A 14,114-nucleotide genomic window follows, 5' to 3' on the forward strand; every position below is an offset into this window, starting at 1 on the left:
CTACAGGTAATCGCGATCCAACGCGGCATTTGCCACCTTCAGGGTTTACCTACTCATGCGACTTTCGATTTTGCGCAAGCGTTTTACCCCCCATTGCATTGCTTACAGTCTGTTGATGACCAGTGCCGCCAGTTGCGCTCTGGTCGCTCCCCTTTGCATGGCTGCCGATGCCACGCAGCGTTACAGCATCGCGGCGGGTTCGCTGGATAATGCACTGAGTCAATTTGCTGCGGCAGCGAACGTGATTCTGTCATTCGCACCTTCGCAGACCACGACACTGCGCACTTCCGGATTGAACGGCAATTATTCCGTCGAGCAGGGCTTTTCGATTTTGCTCCAGGACTCCGGTTTGATGGCCGTACCCGCAGGCCCCGGCAGTTACATCCTGCAGCCGCAACCCGAGGCTGGCACGCTGGTGCTTGGGGCAACCAATATCAATGCCCAACAACCGAATGAGATGAACCTCGATTACGCCTCGGACACGGGATACAAGGCAAATAACAGTCGTGTTGGCAGCAAAACCAGCACTCCGCTTTCCGAAACACCGCGCTCAATCTCGGTCGTCACCGCCCAGCGCATGAAAGACCAAAAATCCCAGACCCTGACTGACGTCCTCGGTTATGTGCCAGGTATCTTTGCGCCGCCGTTCGCGGCAGGTGACAGCTTGGCAGGAGACCTGTTTTTCATTCGTGGTTTCAACGCGACCGATTACGGCTATGGCTTGCTTCGTGATGGTCTGCGAGTTCAGGGCAACCGATACGACACCACGACTGAACCTTATGGCCTGGAACGCGTTGAAGTATTCCGCGGTCCGTCATCACTGCTCTATGGCGAGAACGCTCCGGGAGGACTGGTCAATCTGGTGAGTAAACGCCCGACGGCAGCCCCACAAGGCGAAGTACAGCTCAGTTACGGTTCGAACAATCGCCGGCAATTGGGCGTTGATGTTTCCGGCCCGGTTAACGACAACGAAAATGTTCTGGCCCGAGTGGTGATGCTGGGGCGCAATGCTGACACCCAAACCGACCATGTACCGGATGATCGCATTTACATCGCCCCTTCCCTGACCTTGAATTTTGATGAGTTCAACACGCTGACCTTACTGGCGAATTACCAGAAGGATCACACCAATATGGAACTCGGTCTGCCGGCGGCTGGCACCCTGCTGAGCAACCCCAACGGCCAATTGTCCAAGGACACCATGCTCGGTGATCCTGACTGGAATACTTTCGAACGGGAAACCTGGAGCACCGGCTACGAATTCAGCCACAGCTTCAATGACGACTGGCAGTTCCGGCAGAACTCGCGCTACATGCAGTCGCGCATCACCCGTCATGAAACCTGGCCGGGCAGCTTGAACAATGGTGGTTTCGGCACGCGCGTGAACATGACCGCTTATGATCGCTTCAACAAGTCGATGGTCTACTCACTGGATAACCAACTCGAGGGCAAATTCCAGCTCGGCGGATTGCAGAACACCGTGCTATTTGGTGGCAGCTTTGACCGTACGTCGTTCAATCAGGACTGGAATGCGGGCCTGGTGGGGCCGATCGATATCTATAACCCGGTCTACCTTGGCGACCCGACAACGCCGATCGCTGTGCAGAACACCTTGCTTGAACAACAAATGAAGGGTGTTTATGCACAGGTGCAAAGCAAATACGACCACTGGCTGTTCCTGCTCGGAGGGCGCCAGGATTGGGTCGACAGTGATTTTCGTGACAAGGTCGCCAGCGCGGGCAATATCAGTTCCGAGGACCGCAAGTTCACCTACCAGGGCGGCGTGATGTATCAGTTCGATAACGGACTGACGCCTTATATCAGCTACTCCACCGCCTTTGTCCCGGTACAGCAGATCTCCAATGCGGGTCAGCCGCTGAATCCGATCACCAGCAGTCAGTACGAAGTGGGCCTTAAATACGATCCGGTGGGTTGGGATACGTCGTTTACGGCATCGGTGTATGACCTGCGCAAGAAAGATGACACCTACTTCGACGCAACTACCTCCACCTATCGTCAGGTTGGTGAAAGCCGCTCTAAAGGTATGGAACTGGAGCTGAACAGCAATCTCACGCCAAACCTGAATCTCACGGCAGCCTATACCTATACCGACGCCAGGATTACCAAAGATGCACAGACATCTCTGGTCAAGGATCACCAAATGACCGGCGTACCACGTAACCAGGCCTCGGTTTGGGCTAAATACCGCTTCCTCGAGAGCAGCCTCAAGGGAATGTATGTCGGCGGCGGCATCCGGTACTTTGACAGCGCATTTGCCTACACCTCGCCCTCCCTTTACGGAAAACTCGATGCCGGCGATGTCACCTTGGTGGACGCGGCCATTGGCTACCAGATCGACCGTCACTGGACCGTGGACCTGAACGCGAAAAACCTGTTCGACAAGGAATATGTGTCAGGCTGTAACGACGCTGGCCGATGCTACTGGGGCGAAGACCGCTCTCTCTTGGGATCGGTGTCCTATAACTGGTAAGCGATAACGCTGGAGCTGTGGATAACTCCCACAGCTCTAACGGTTATTTGCCAATGCAGAAACTGGAAAAAATCCGGCCCAGCAAATCATCCGAGCTGAATTCACCAGTAATTTCACCCAGCGATTGCTGTGCCTGACGAAGATCTTCAGCCAGGAGCTCGCCGGCGCCGGCCAGTGTCAGCTGTGCATGACCGTGTTCAAGCGAAGCACTGGCATGGCGCAGTGCCTCAAGGTGACGACGGCGAGCGCTGAAACTGCTCTCTGACGTCTGCTCATAGCCCATGCAAGCCTTAAGATGGTCGCGTAATAGCTCCAGGCCTTCACCGGCCGACTTGGCGCTCAGACTGATGGTCACGTGGCCATCGTCGCAAACCTGCAGTTCAATCGCTTCCCCGGTCAGGTCCGCCTTGTTGCGGATCAACGTCACTTTGCCTGGGTCCGGGCGCTGCTCGAGGAATTCTGGCCACAAGGCAAAGGGGTCCAAGGCTTCAGGCGCGGTCGCGTCGACGACCAGCAACACGCGATCGGCCTCGGAAATGGCCTTCAACGCCCGTTCAACGCCGATTTTCTCGACCTGGTCATCGGTATCGCGAAGCCCTGCCGTGTCCACCACATGCAACGGCATGCCGTCGATGTGGATATGTTCACGCAGGATATCCCGGGTCGTGCCGGCGATTTCCGTGACAATGGCCGCTTCACGACCTGCCAGGGCATTGAGCAAACTGGATTTTCCGGCATTCGGCCGGCCGGCAATTACGACCGTCATTCCGTCACGCAGCAATGCGCCCTGCCCGGCTTCACGCAGAACGGTGGATAACTCTTCGCGCACCGCGTCGAGCATGCTCAGGACATGGCCATCGGCGAGGAAGTCGATCTCTTCTTCCGGGAAATCGATCGCTGCTTCAACGTAAATGCGCAGCGCAATCAACTGCTCGGTCAACTTATGCACACGTTGCGAAAAAGCGCCCTGCAGGGAGCGCAACGCATTGCGCGCGGCTTGCGCGGAGCTGGCTTCAATCAGGTCGGCAATCGCTTCAGCCTGCGCCAGGTCGAGCTTGTCATTGAGGAACGCACGCTCGCTGAACTCACCCGGCCGCGCCAGGCGGCAGCCCAGTTGCAGGCAACGCTGCAGCAACATGTCCAGGACGATCGGGCCACCGTGCCCCTGCAGTTCCAGCACATCTTCGCCGGTGAATGAGTTCGGCCCAGGAAAGTACAAGGCAATGCCTTCGTCCAGTACGTCCTGTTCATTGCTGAAAAACGGACCGTAATGGGCGTAGCGCGGTTTCAGCTCGCGACCGCTGATGGCCCTCGCCGCAACGCTGGCCAAAGGCCCGGAAATACGAACGATACCGACGCCTCCACGGCCTTGGGCGGTGGCGACGGCGGCGATGGTTTCACGAGGAGCGCTCATAAACCGATATCTCGATAAAAATGGCAGATAGCAAAACGCCCCACGAGGGGGCGTTTTGAATGGTTACACACTGACCGGATTAAGCCTCGGCTTTTTTCGTCGCGGCTTCGATCTTGCGAGTGATGTACCACTGTTGCGCGATCGACAGGCAGTTGTTGACTACCCAGTACAGTACCAGACCCGCTGGGAACCACAGGAAGAAGAAGGTAAAGATGATAGGCATCAGCTTCATCACCTTGGCCTGCATCGGATCCGGAGGAGTCGGGTTCAACTGCTGCTGGATGAACATGGTTGCGCCCATGATGATCGGCAGAATGAAGAACGGATCCTTGATCGACAGGTCAGTAATCCACAGCATGAATGGCGCCTGGCGCATTTCCACGCTTTCCAGGAGTACCCAGTACAACGAAAGGAATACCGGCATCTGCACGAGGATTGGCAAGCAACCACCCAGCGGATTGATCTTCTCTTTCTTGTACAGCTCCATCATGGCCTGCGACATTTTCTGCCGGTCGTCGCCGTGCTGCTCTTTCAGTGCAGCCAGTTTCGGTGCCACTGCACGCATGCGCGCCATGGATTTGTAGCTGGCCGCCGACAGCGGGAAGAAGATCCCTTTGATCAGCATGGTCAGGAAGATAATCGACCAGCCCCAGTTACCCACAATCGCGTGGATGTGCTGCAGCAGCCAGAAGATCGGTTGAGCGATGAACCACAGGATGCCGTAGTCGACCGTCAGTTCCAGGCCTGGGGATAACTCTTTGAGTACCGCCTGGCTTTTCGGACCGGCGTACAGGGTAGCGCTGGTTTCAGCCTTGGCGCCTGGCGCAACGGTCAACGCCGGGCCAGTGAAGCCAATGATGTAGTTACCTTGGCTGTCCTTGCGAGTCTGCACCACGTTGCTGTCGTTCTTGGCTGGAATCCAGGCAGTCACGAAGTAGTGTTGCAGCCAGGCCACCCAACCACCGTTAACAGTTTCTTTCAGTGCGCCCTTGTCGATATCTTTCATCGACACTTTTTTGTACGGCTCGGCACTTGTCCACAGGGCCGCGCCCAGGTAAGTGGCGGTGCCAGTAGCGGTAGTGGACGATGGATCTGCACTCGCGTCACGCTTGAGCTGGGCAAACAGGTTGCCGGTCCAGGCCTTGTCACTGGTGTTGTCGATCAGATAAGTCACTTTCAGATCGTACAAACCGCGAGTGAAGGTGAAGCGCTTGATGTAATTGACCCCTGCATCGCTGAATTTCAGGTCAACGTTCAGCTCATTCTGGCCATCAGCCAGTTGATAAGTCTTCTTTTCGGTCGAGTAAACCGGACGGCCGGTAGGTCGTGCGTCCGGACCGTTGGTGCCGGTCAGGCCACTTTGTGCCAGATACGTACGTTCGCCGCCGTTATCAAACAACTGGAACGGAATTTCTGGATGGTCCTGACGACGTGGATACAGCGGCAGCATCAGCTGGGCAACATCACCGCCTTGAGGATCGATCGCCAGATCGAGCACATCCGTTTTAACGTGGATGAGATCTTTATTGGCAATTACCGGAGTTTCGGTAGGGGTGCTGGTATCGGCATTCGCGCTGGGTACATCGGCACTGGCGGCAGCATTGTTACCAAGCGGGACGTCCGGAATAGCCGGTGCATTCTGATTGGCAGCAACATTCTGAGTCGGCAGGGCAGCCTGGCCATAATCCTGGTTCCATTTAAGAACCATGACGTAGGACACGATTGCCAGGGCGACGATCAGGATCGTGCGTTTAATATCCATGATTACTCGGCCATCGAAGAAGAACGGGAGGTAGGGATAGGTGGAACCGGGTCATAACCACCGGGATTCCACGGATGACAGCGACCTAAACGACGAAAGGTCAGCCAGCCACCGCGCAGAAGGCCATGATTTTCGATGGCTTCATACGCGTAGCAGGAACAACTGGGGTAGAAACGACAGTGACTGGCCATCAGAGGACTAATGGCGTAGCGATAAAACTGGATCGGAACGAGTGCCAGTTTACGCATCGGTGCTGTCTACCCCTACAGTTTCGGTTTTGACTGCTGGGACTGGCGTGTTACGTGCCAGGCGCTTCCAGAGTTTGCCGAAATGCTGAATCAATTCGGGGTTTTCTACGTCACCCAAACCTTTGCGCGCGACGATAACGATATCCCACCCAACCAGAACATCCTGGTGGAGGCGAAATGATTCGCGCATCAGACGTTTGAGGCGATTGCGCTGAACGGAGAGCTTTACACTCTTTTTCCCGATAACCAGCCCTAGACGGGGGTGATCGAGATCGTTGGCGCGTGCAAGGAGCAGGAGATTTTTCCCCGGAACCTTGCCGGTAGGGGAGTCAAAGACTGCCTTGAAATGCCGGGGGGTCAGCAAACGCTTTTCCCGACTGAAGTCCTGACTCACCTCCAGTACCGGATTATCAAACTGCCAGACGCGCACGACCTTTGGCGCGACGACGCGACAGGACTGCGCGGCCGTTCTTGGTAGCCATGCGAGCACGGAAACCGTGGGTACGAGCGCGTTTGATAGTGCTTGGTTGGAAAGTACGTTTCATGTCGTGTTACCTGGTTCGTCCACAACGGGCCGGAATGGCCCCCGTTTTAAGAGACCGGGGATTCTAGAGAAAGCAAGCCTCTAGGTCAATTTCCAACCAGCGTTTCCTTTAAATGGTCTTTCCGGGCCGTTTCGTTGAAAGCTGGTGAACAAAATATAAAAATAAAGAAGGAAAGTATTTAAAGCTTTTCTGTAAAGCTTATAAAAGCTAGGCCCGTCGTTATCTGTGGATAAGTGACCTTAGCCCTTCTATCTTGGGCTGTACAGAGAATGACAACTACCGTGGAAAACAGTGGCAAGCCTGTGCTGCAGTAGCGGATAAGGTGTGGATGGAATCTACTGTTATCCACAGGCAGGTTATCCACTGAGTTTTGCCCACACTTGTACAAAGACCTCAGACGGGTTTATCCACAGGGCTTATTCACAGACCGCTGGTCGTGTTTTTTGCCGATAAAACCTTGTTTCTTCTGAACCTGTAAGCAACCTACGTGTGGATAAGTCTGCGTCCGGTCGCTACAATGGCCGCTTGTTTTTGCCTCACCGGCTTTCAACTTAGGGGATATCCGTGTCAGTGGAACTTTGGCAGCAGTGCGTGGAGCTATTGCGCGATGAGCTGCCTGCCCAACAATTCAACACTTGGATCCGTCCACTACAGGTCGAAGCCGAAGGCGACGAGTTGCGTGTCTACGCACCGAATCGCTTTGTTCTCGACTGGGTCAATGAAAAGTATCTGGGCCGTGTGCTCGAACTGCTTGATGAGCATGGCAACGGCATGGCGCCGGCGCTGTCCTTATTAATAGGCAGCAAGCGCAGCTCGGCACCGCGCGCGGCACCGAATGCGCCATTGGCTGCTGCGGCCTCGCAAGCCCAGGCTGCAGCTGCGCCGGTCAGCACTCCTGCGCCTGCTGCACCGAGCAAAAGGTCCACGCAAAAAGTAGTCGAGGAAAGTGAAGAGCCTTCTCGCGACAGCTTTGACCCGATGGCAGGCGCCAGTTCGCAACAGGCTCCGGTGCGTGCGGAACAGCGCACCGTGCAGGTTGAAGGTGCGCTCAAGCACACCAGCTATCTGAACCGCACCTTTACCTTCGAGAACTTCGTCGAAGGCAAGTCCAACCAATTGGCGCGTGCGGCAGCCTGGCAAGTGGCGGACAACCCCAAGCATGGCTATAACCCGCTGTTCCTGTACGGCGGTGTCGGCTTGGGTAAGACTCACTTGATGCACGCAGTGGGTAACCATCTATTAAAGAAGAACCCGAATGCCAAGGTCGTGTACCTGCATTCCGAGCGCTTCGTCGCAGACATGGTCAAGGCGTTGCAGTTGAACGCCATCAACGAGTTCAAGCGTTTCTATCGCTCGGTTGATGCTCTGCTCATCGATGACATTCAATTTTTCGCCCGTAAGGAACGGTCGCAGGAAGAGTTTTTCCACACCTTCAACGCCCTCCTTGAAGGCGGCCAGCAGGTCATTCTCACCAGTGACCGCTACCCGAAAGAAATCGAAGGTCTGGAAGAGCGTCTGAAGTCGCGGTTTGGCTGGGGGCTGACGGTTGCCGTCGAGCCGCCGGAACTTGAAACCCGTGTCGCCATTCTGATGAAGAAGGCTGACCAGGCGAAAGTTGACCTGCCACATGACGCTGCATTCTTTATTGCCCAGCGCATCCGCTCCAACGTCCGTGAGCTCGAAGGCGCCCTGAAACGGGTCATCGCCCACTCACACTTCATGGGTCGCGATATCACTATCGAGTTGATTCGCGAATCCCTCAAGGACTTGCTGGCATTGCAGGACAAGCTGGTCTCTGTGGATAACATTCAGCGCACCGTCGCTGAGTACTACAAGATCAAGATTTCCGACTTGCTGTCCAAGCGCCGTTCGCGTTCGGTGGCCCGTCCACGTCAAGTGGCCATGGCCCTGTCCAAGGAATTGACCAACCACAGCCTGCCGGAAATCGGCGACGTGTTTGGCGGTCGCGACCACACCACGGTTTTGCACGCCTGCCGCAAGATCAACGAACTTAAGGAATCCGACGCGGATATTCGCGAGGACTACAAGAACCTGCTGCGTACATTGACCACTTGATGAACACCAGCGCAGCTTATTAAGGCAAGGGACTAGACCATGCATTTCACCATTCAACGCGAAGCCCTGTTGAAACCCCTGCAACTGGTCGCAGGCGTCGTCGAGCGCCGACAGACCTTGCCGGTACTTTCCAACGTGCTGTTGGTTGTCGAAGGCCAGCAGTTGTCGCTGACCGGTACCGACCTGGAAGTCGAACTGGTCGGTCGTGTGCAACTTGAAGAGCCTGCCGAGCCAGGCGAAATCACTGTGCCGGCGCGCAAGCTGATGGACATCTGCAAAAGCCTGCCCAACGACGCGCTGATCGACATCAAGGTCGATGAGCAGAAGCTCGTGGTCAAGGCCGGCCGTAGCCGTTTCACCCTGTCGACGCTGCCTGCCAACGACTTCCCGACTGTGGAAGAAGGTCCTGGCTCGCTGACGTGCAGCCTGGAACAAAGCAAACTGCGTCGTCTGATCGAACGCACCAGCTTTGCCATGGCGCAGCAGGATGTTCGCTATTACCTCAACGGCATGCTCCTTGAAGTGTCGGCCGGGGTTATTCGTGCGGTGGCTACCGATGGACATCGCCTGGCCATGTGCTCGATGCAGGCCGACATCGGTCAGCCAGACCGTCATCAGGTGATCGTTCCACGCAAAGGCATCCTGGAACTGGCGCGGTTGCTCACCGAGCCGGACGGTAACGTCAGTATCGTCCTGGGACAGCATCACATTCGCGCCACCACCGGCGAGTTCACCTTCACCTCGAAGTTGGTCGATGGCAAATTCCCGGACTACGAGCGCGTCCTGCCGAAAGGTGGCGACAAGCTGGTACTGGGTGATCGTCAGGCACTGCGTGAAGCCTTCAGCCGTACAGCAATTCTGTCCAACGAAAAGTACCGCGGCATCCGCCTGCAATTGGCCAATGGTCAGTTGAAGATTCAGGCCAATAACCCGGAACAGGAAGAGGCGGAAGAGGAAGTTGGCGTTGAGTACAACGGCGGCTCGCTGGAAATCGGCTTTAACGTCAGCTATCTGCTGGACGTGCTGGGCGTGATGACCACCGAGCAGGTGCGCCTGATTCTGTCGGACTCCAACAGCAGTGCGCTGGTGCAAGAGTCCGACAACGACGATTCGGCTTACGTTGTCATGCCGATGCGTCTGTAAACATGTCCTGTATCCGCTAGATGTCCCTCAGTCGTGTTTCGGTCACCGCGGTGCGCAATCTGCACCCGGTGACCTTCTCCCCCTCTCCCCGCATCAATATCCTGTACGGCGCCAACGGCAGCGGTAAAACCAGTGTGTTGGAAGCCATCCACCTACTCGGTCTTGCCCGTTCGTTCCGTAGCACGCGCCTGCTGCCGGTTATCCAGTATGAGCAGTTGGCCTGCACTGTCTTCGGTCAAGTCGAGTTGGCCGAAGGTGGTCAGAGCGCGCTCGGTATATCGAGGGATCGCCAAGGAGAGTTTCAAATTCGCATCGACGGGCAAAACGCCCGCAGTGCTGCGCAATTAGCAGAAATCCTGCCACTTCAGTTGATCAACCCTGACAGTTTTCGCTTGCTGGAAGGCGCGCCGAAGATTCGTCGGCAGTTCCTCGACTGGGGCGTGTTTCACGTGGAACCGCGTTTCATGTCGACCTGGCAGCGCCTGCAGAAGGCCCTGCGCCAGAGAAACTCTTGGCTTCGGCATGGTACACTTGACGCCGTTTCGCAAGCGGTTTGGGACAGAGAATTGTGCCAGGCCAGCGCTGAAATTGATGAATACCGTCGCGCCTATATCAAAGCCTTGAAACCAGTCTTTGAACAAACTTTGAGCGAACTCGTTGAACTCGAAGGTTTGACGCTGAGCTATTACCGGGGTTGGGACAAAGAGCGTGAGCTGAGTGCCGTGCTCGCTGCGTCCGTTCACCGGGATCAGCAAATGGGGCACACCCAGGCCGGACCACAACGCGCTGATTTGCGCCTTAGATTGGGCGCCCACAATGCTGCGGACATTCTGTCTCGCGGACAGCAAAAGCTGGTGGTCTGTGCGTTGCGAATTGCCCAAGGGCACTTGGTCAGCCAAGCCCGGCGCGGCCAATGTATTTATCTGGTGGATGATTTGCCGTCGGAACTGGATGAGCAACACCGCCGCGCGCTTTGCCGTTTGCTGGAAGACTTACGCTGCCAGGTATTTATCACCTGTGTAGATCACGAATTATTGAGGGAAGGCTGGCAGACGGAAACGCCAGTTGCCCTGTTCCACGTGGAACAGGGCCGTATCACCCAGACCCACGACCATCGGGAGTGAAGGCATGAGCGAAGAAAATACGTACGACTCAACGAGCATTAAAGTGCTGAAAGGCCTGGATGCCGTACGCAAACGTCCCGGTATGTACATTGGTGACACAGACGATGGCAGCGGTCTGCACCACATGGTGTTCGAGGTGGTCGATAACTCGATCGACGAAGCCCTGGCTGGCTACTGCGACGACATCAGCATCATCATCCACCCGGATGAGTCCATCACCGTTCGAGACAACGGCCGTGGCATCCCGGTAGACGTGCACAAAGAGGAAGGCGTTTCCGCCGCCGAGGTCATCATGACCGTCCTCCACGCTGGCGGTAAGTTCGACGACAATTCCTATAAAGTCTCCGGCGGTCTGCACGGTGTAGGTGTATCGGTAGTGAACGCCCTCTCCGAGGAGCTGGTCCTGACCGTACGCCGCAGCGGCAAGATCTGGGAGCAGACCTACGTCCACGGCGTTCCACAGGCTCCGATGGCCATCGTTGGCGACAGCGAAACCACCGGCACCCAGATCCACTTCAAGGCCTCGAGCGAAACCTTCAAGAACATCCACTTCAGCTGGGACATTCTGGCCAAGCGGATTCGTGAACTGTCCTTCCTCAACTCCGGTGTCGGCATCGTCCTCAAGGATGAGCGCAGTGGCAAGGAGGAGCTGTTCAAATACGAAGGTGGCTTGCGTGCGTTCGTTGAATACCTGAACACCAACAAGACTGCGGTCAACCAGGTGTTTCACTTCAACATCCAGCGTGAAGACGGCATCGGCGTAGAAATCGCCCTGCAGTGGAACGACAGCTTCAACGAGAATCTGTTGTGCTTCACCAACAACATTCCACAGCGCGATGGCGGTACTCACCTGGTGGGTTTCCGTTCCGCACTGACCCGTAACCTGAACACCTACATCGAAGCCGAAGGCCTGGCGAAGAAGCACAAGGTCGCCACTACCGGTGATGATGCTCGTGAAGGCCTGACGGCGATTATTTCGGTGAAAGTCCCGGATCCGAAGTTCAGCTCCCAGACCAAGGACAAGCTGGTGTCTTCCGAAGTGAAGACCGCTGTCGAACAGGAAATGGGCAAGTACTTCTCCGACTTCCTGCTGGAAAACCCGAACGAAGCCAAGCTGGTTGTCGGCAAGATGATCGATGCGGCACGTGCCCGTGAAGCGGCGCGTAAAGCCCGTGAGATGACCCGTCGTAAAGGCGCGCTGGACATCGCCGGCCTGCCGGGCAAGCTGGCGGACTGCCAGGAAAAAGACCCTGCCCTTTCCGAACTGTACCTTGTGGAAGGTGACTCTGCTGGCGGCTCCGCCAAGCAGGGGCGCAACCGTCGTACCCAGGCCATCCTGCCGTTGAAGGGCAAGATCCTCAACGTCGAGAAAGCACGTTTCGACAAGATGATCTCTTCCCAGGAAGTGGGCACCTTGATCACGGCGCTGGGCTGCGGTATCGGCCGTGAGGAATACAACATCGACAAGCTGCGCTACCATAACATCATCATCATGACCGATGCTGACGTCGACGGTTCGCACATCCGTACCCTGCTGCTGACCTTCTTCTTCCGTCAGTTGCCGGAGCTGATCGAGCGTGGCTACATCTACATCGCCCAGCCGCCGTTGTACAAAGTGAAGAAAGGCAAGCAAGAGCAATACATCAAAGACGACGACGCCATGGAAGAGTACATGACGCAGTCGGCCCTGGAAGATGCCAGCCTGCACCTGAACGAAGACGCACCGGGTATCTCCGGTGGCGCGCTAGAGCGTCTGGTCAACGACTTCCGCCTGGTGATGAAGACCCTCAAGCGCCTGTCGCGTCTGTACCCACAGGAGCTGACTGAGCACTTCATCTACCTGCCGCCTGTGAGCATGGAGCAACTGTCCGACCACGCTGCCATGCAGGAATGGCTGGCCCAGTACGAAGTGCGTCTGCGCACTGTCGAGAAGTCCGGCCTGGTGTACAAAGCCAGCCTACGTGAAGACCGCGAGCGTAACGTCTGGCTGCCAGAGGTCGAATTGATCTCTCATGGCTTGTCGAACTACGTCACCTTCAACCGTGACTTCTTCAGCAGTAACGATTACAAGACCGTGGTGTCCCTGGGCGCTCAGCTGAGCACTTTGCTCGACGAGGGTGCCTACATCCAGCGCGGCGAGCGCAAGAAGCCGGTCACCGAGTTCAAGGAAGCCCTTGAGTGGCTGATGGCTGAAAGCACCAAGCGTCACACCATCCAACGATACAAAGGTCTGGGCGAGATGAACCCGGATCAGCTGTGGGAAACCACCATGGATCCTGCCCAGCGCCGGATGCTTAAAGTGACCATTGAAGACGCCATTGGCGCGGACCAGATCTTCAACACCCTGATGGGTGATGCGGTCGAACCTCGTCGTGACTTCATCGAAAGCAACGCTCTGGCCGTGTCGAACCTGGATTTCTGATCCCGCTGTCGATGGGCACATTAAGTGTCGCAAGTGGGCGAGTTACTGTCGCCGTCTAAAGAAAACCCCGTCCGTTGTGGCGGGGTTTTTCTTTGTGGCTCTAACCTACCCCAAACGATAAACACCGTACTTGCAGCCCTTGTTTGGGCCTTTTTATGGGCGATGCGATGGAACATGGTTGCGGTTTCATCGAAACGAACCACACCCTTGCTTGGCTGCTTGGCTGCTTGGCTGCTTGGCTGCTTGGCTGCTTGGCTGCTTGGCTGCTTGGCTGCTGTAGGTGGACAAAGTTATTTGCCGCTTCGGCCAAAGTAATTGGGCAATAGCTCGAAATAGAAAGCCCCTTCTGAGGAGCGTCAGCAGGGCATTTTCGTTGTAGATGACCGACCGAGCTGCTGAGAAGCCTGGCAATCAGACAAAAATGCCTAGGTGAGGCAGTGTTTAGTCCTGCTCTCCTCAACAATTTCTTCACCCGTCCGGCAACACGCATTCCTGATAACATCGTTTAGGGCAAAGGTGTCCATCATATTGAGTGGACACCATTTTAGCCTCAACAAGCAGTTCGCTCGGCGCTAACGAACCCCTTACCCGAAGCCCTTCACAGCACAAATCGTCCGGAGTGCCTGCAACCGCGTGCACCTTTTGTCAGCGTCGCGATGAATTACGGTATCAATGCCAACGTCCTGCGCTAATGGTTGCCGCTTTACGTAGATCGGCAACTCACTGACTTACCCTCTTTCTTGTCGGTGAGGCTGGAACCAAACATTCACGACGAGAAATTCGTAGCATCGAGTTGTCATGTGGACAAGCAGCGATGACCGCGAAATGTCCGACCTACGATCCTGACGGCTGTGCTTGATTCGTTCGGGGAGTTACGCTGTGATCCTCA

The 14,114-nt window shown here is 56.0% G+C and carries 10 protein-coding genes; 5 read left to right on the forward strand and 5 right to left on the reverse strand.

Annotated elements, in window-relative coordinates; genetic code table 11:
• The first annotated feature begins 55 nt into the window (after positions 1-55).
• Positions 56-2,491, forward strand: a complete 2,436-nt coding sequence (locus tag NR126_RS04340; RefSeq protein ID WP_256829735.1) for a TonB-dependent siderophore receptor — start codon at positions 56-58, stop codon at positions 2,489-2,491.
• Positions 2,492-2,534: 43 nt separating this feature from the next.
• Here NR126_RS04340 and mnmE read toward each other — a convergent pair whose 3' ends face one another.
• The 5 genes from mnmE to rpmH all read right to left on the reverse strand — a co-directional run bounded on the left by mnmE (position 2,535) and on the right by rpmH (position 6,460).
• Entirely contained in the window at positions 2,535-3,905 is a 1,371-nt protein-coding gene (mnmE, locus tag NR126_RS04345; protein WP_027616694.1) for a tRNA uridine-5-carboxymethylaminomethyl(34) synthesis GTPase MnmE, read from the reverse strand.
• A gap of 79 nt (positions 3,906-3,984) precedes the next feature.
• Positions 3,985-5,667 (reverse strand): membrane protein insertase YidC, encoded by a 1,683-nt coding sequence (gene yidC / locus NR126_RS04350; protein ID WP_027616693.1) that lies wholly within the window; start codon positions 5,665-5,667, stop codon positions 3,985-3,987.
• A gap of 2 nt (positions 5,668-5,669) precedes the next feature.
• A complete protein-coding gene (gene yidD, locus NR126_RS04355) occupies positions 5,670-5,915 on the reverse strand; it encodes a membrane protein insertion efficiency factor YidD (RefSeq protein WP_010465488.1) in 246 nt (81 codons plus the stop codon).
• Entirely contained in the window at positions 5,908-6,309 is a 402-nt protein-coding gene (gene rnpA, locus NR126_RS04360; protein WP_027616692.1) for a ribonuclease P protein component, read from the reverse strand. The genes yidD and rnpA overlap by 8 nt, the downstream gene beginning before the upstream one ends.
• Positions 6,310-6,325: 16 nt before the next feature.
• The gene (gene rpmH / locus NR126_RS04365; RefSeq protein ID WP_003213577.1) at positions 6,326-6,460 is read right to left on the reverse strand and encodes a 50S ribosomal protein L34; all 135 of its coding nucleotides are present in this window, start codon (positions 6,458-6,460) and stop codon (positions 6,326-6,328) included.
• A gap of 564 nt (positions 6,461-7,024) precedes the next feature.
• Between rpmH and dnaA the strand changes: the two genes are divergently transcribed.
• The 4 genes from dnaA to gyrB are packed head-to-tail and all read left to right on the forward strand — an operon-like array spanning position 7,025 to position 13,225.
• Positions 7,025-8,536: a chromosomal replication initiator protein DnaA gene (dnaA, locus tag NR126_RS04370; protein ID WP_027616691.1), complete on the forward strand. Its 1,512-nt coding sequence runs from the start codon at positions 7,025-7,027 to the stop codon at positions 8,534-8,536.
• A 39-nt stretch (positions 8,537-8,575) separates the two neighbouring features.
• Positions 8,576-9,679 (forward strand): DNA polymerase III subunit beta, encoded by a 1,104-nt coding sequence (gene dnaN / locus NR126_RS04375; RefSeq protein ID WP_027616690.1) that lies wholly within the window; start codon positions 8,576-8,578, stop codon positions 9,677-9,679.
• 20 nt (positions 9,680-9,699) lie between these two features.
• Positions 9,700-10,803 (forward strand): DNA replication/repair protein RecF, encoded by a 1,104-nt coding sequence (gene recF, locus NR126_RS04380; protein ID WP_027616689.1) that lies wholly within the window; start codon positions 9,700-9,702, stop codon positions 10,801-10,803.
• Between the two features lie 4 nt (positions 10,804-10,807).
• Entirely contained in the window at positions 10,808-13,225 is a 2,418-nt protein-coding gene (gene gyrB / locus NR126_RS04385) for a DNA topoisomerase (ATP-hydrolyzing) subunit B (RefSeq protein WP_027616688.1), read from the forward strand.
• The last annotated feature ends 889 nt before the right edge of the window (positions 13,226-14,114 follow it).

Source organism: Pseudomonas sp. Pse1, from assembly GCF_024519635.1.
Taxonomy (GTDB): domain Bacteria; phylum Pseudomonadota; class Gammaproteobacteria; order Pseudomonadales; family Pseudomonadaceae; genus Aquipseudomonas.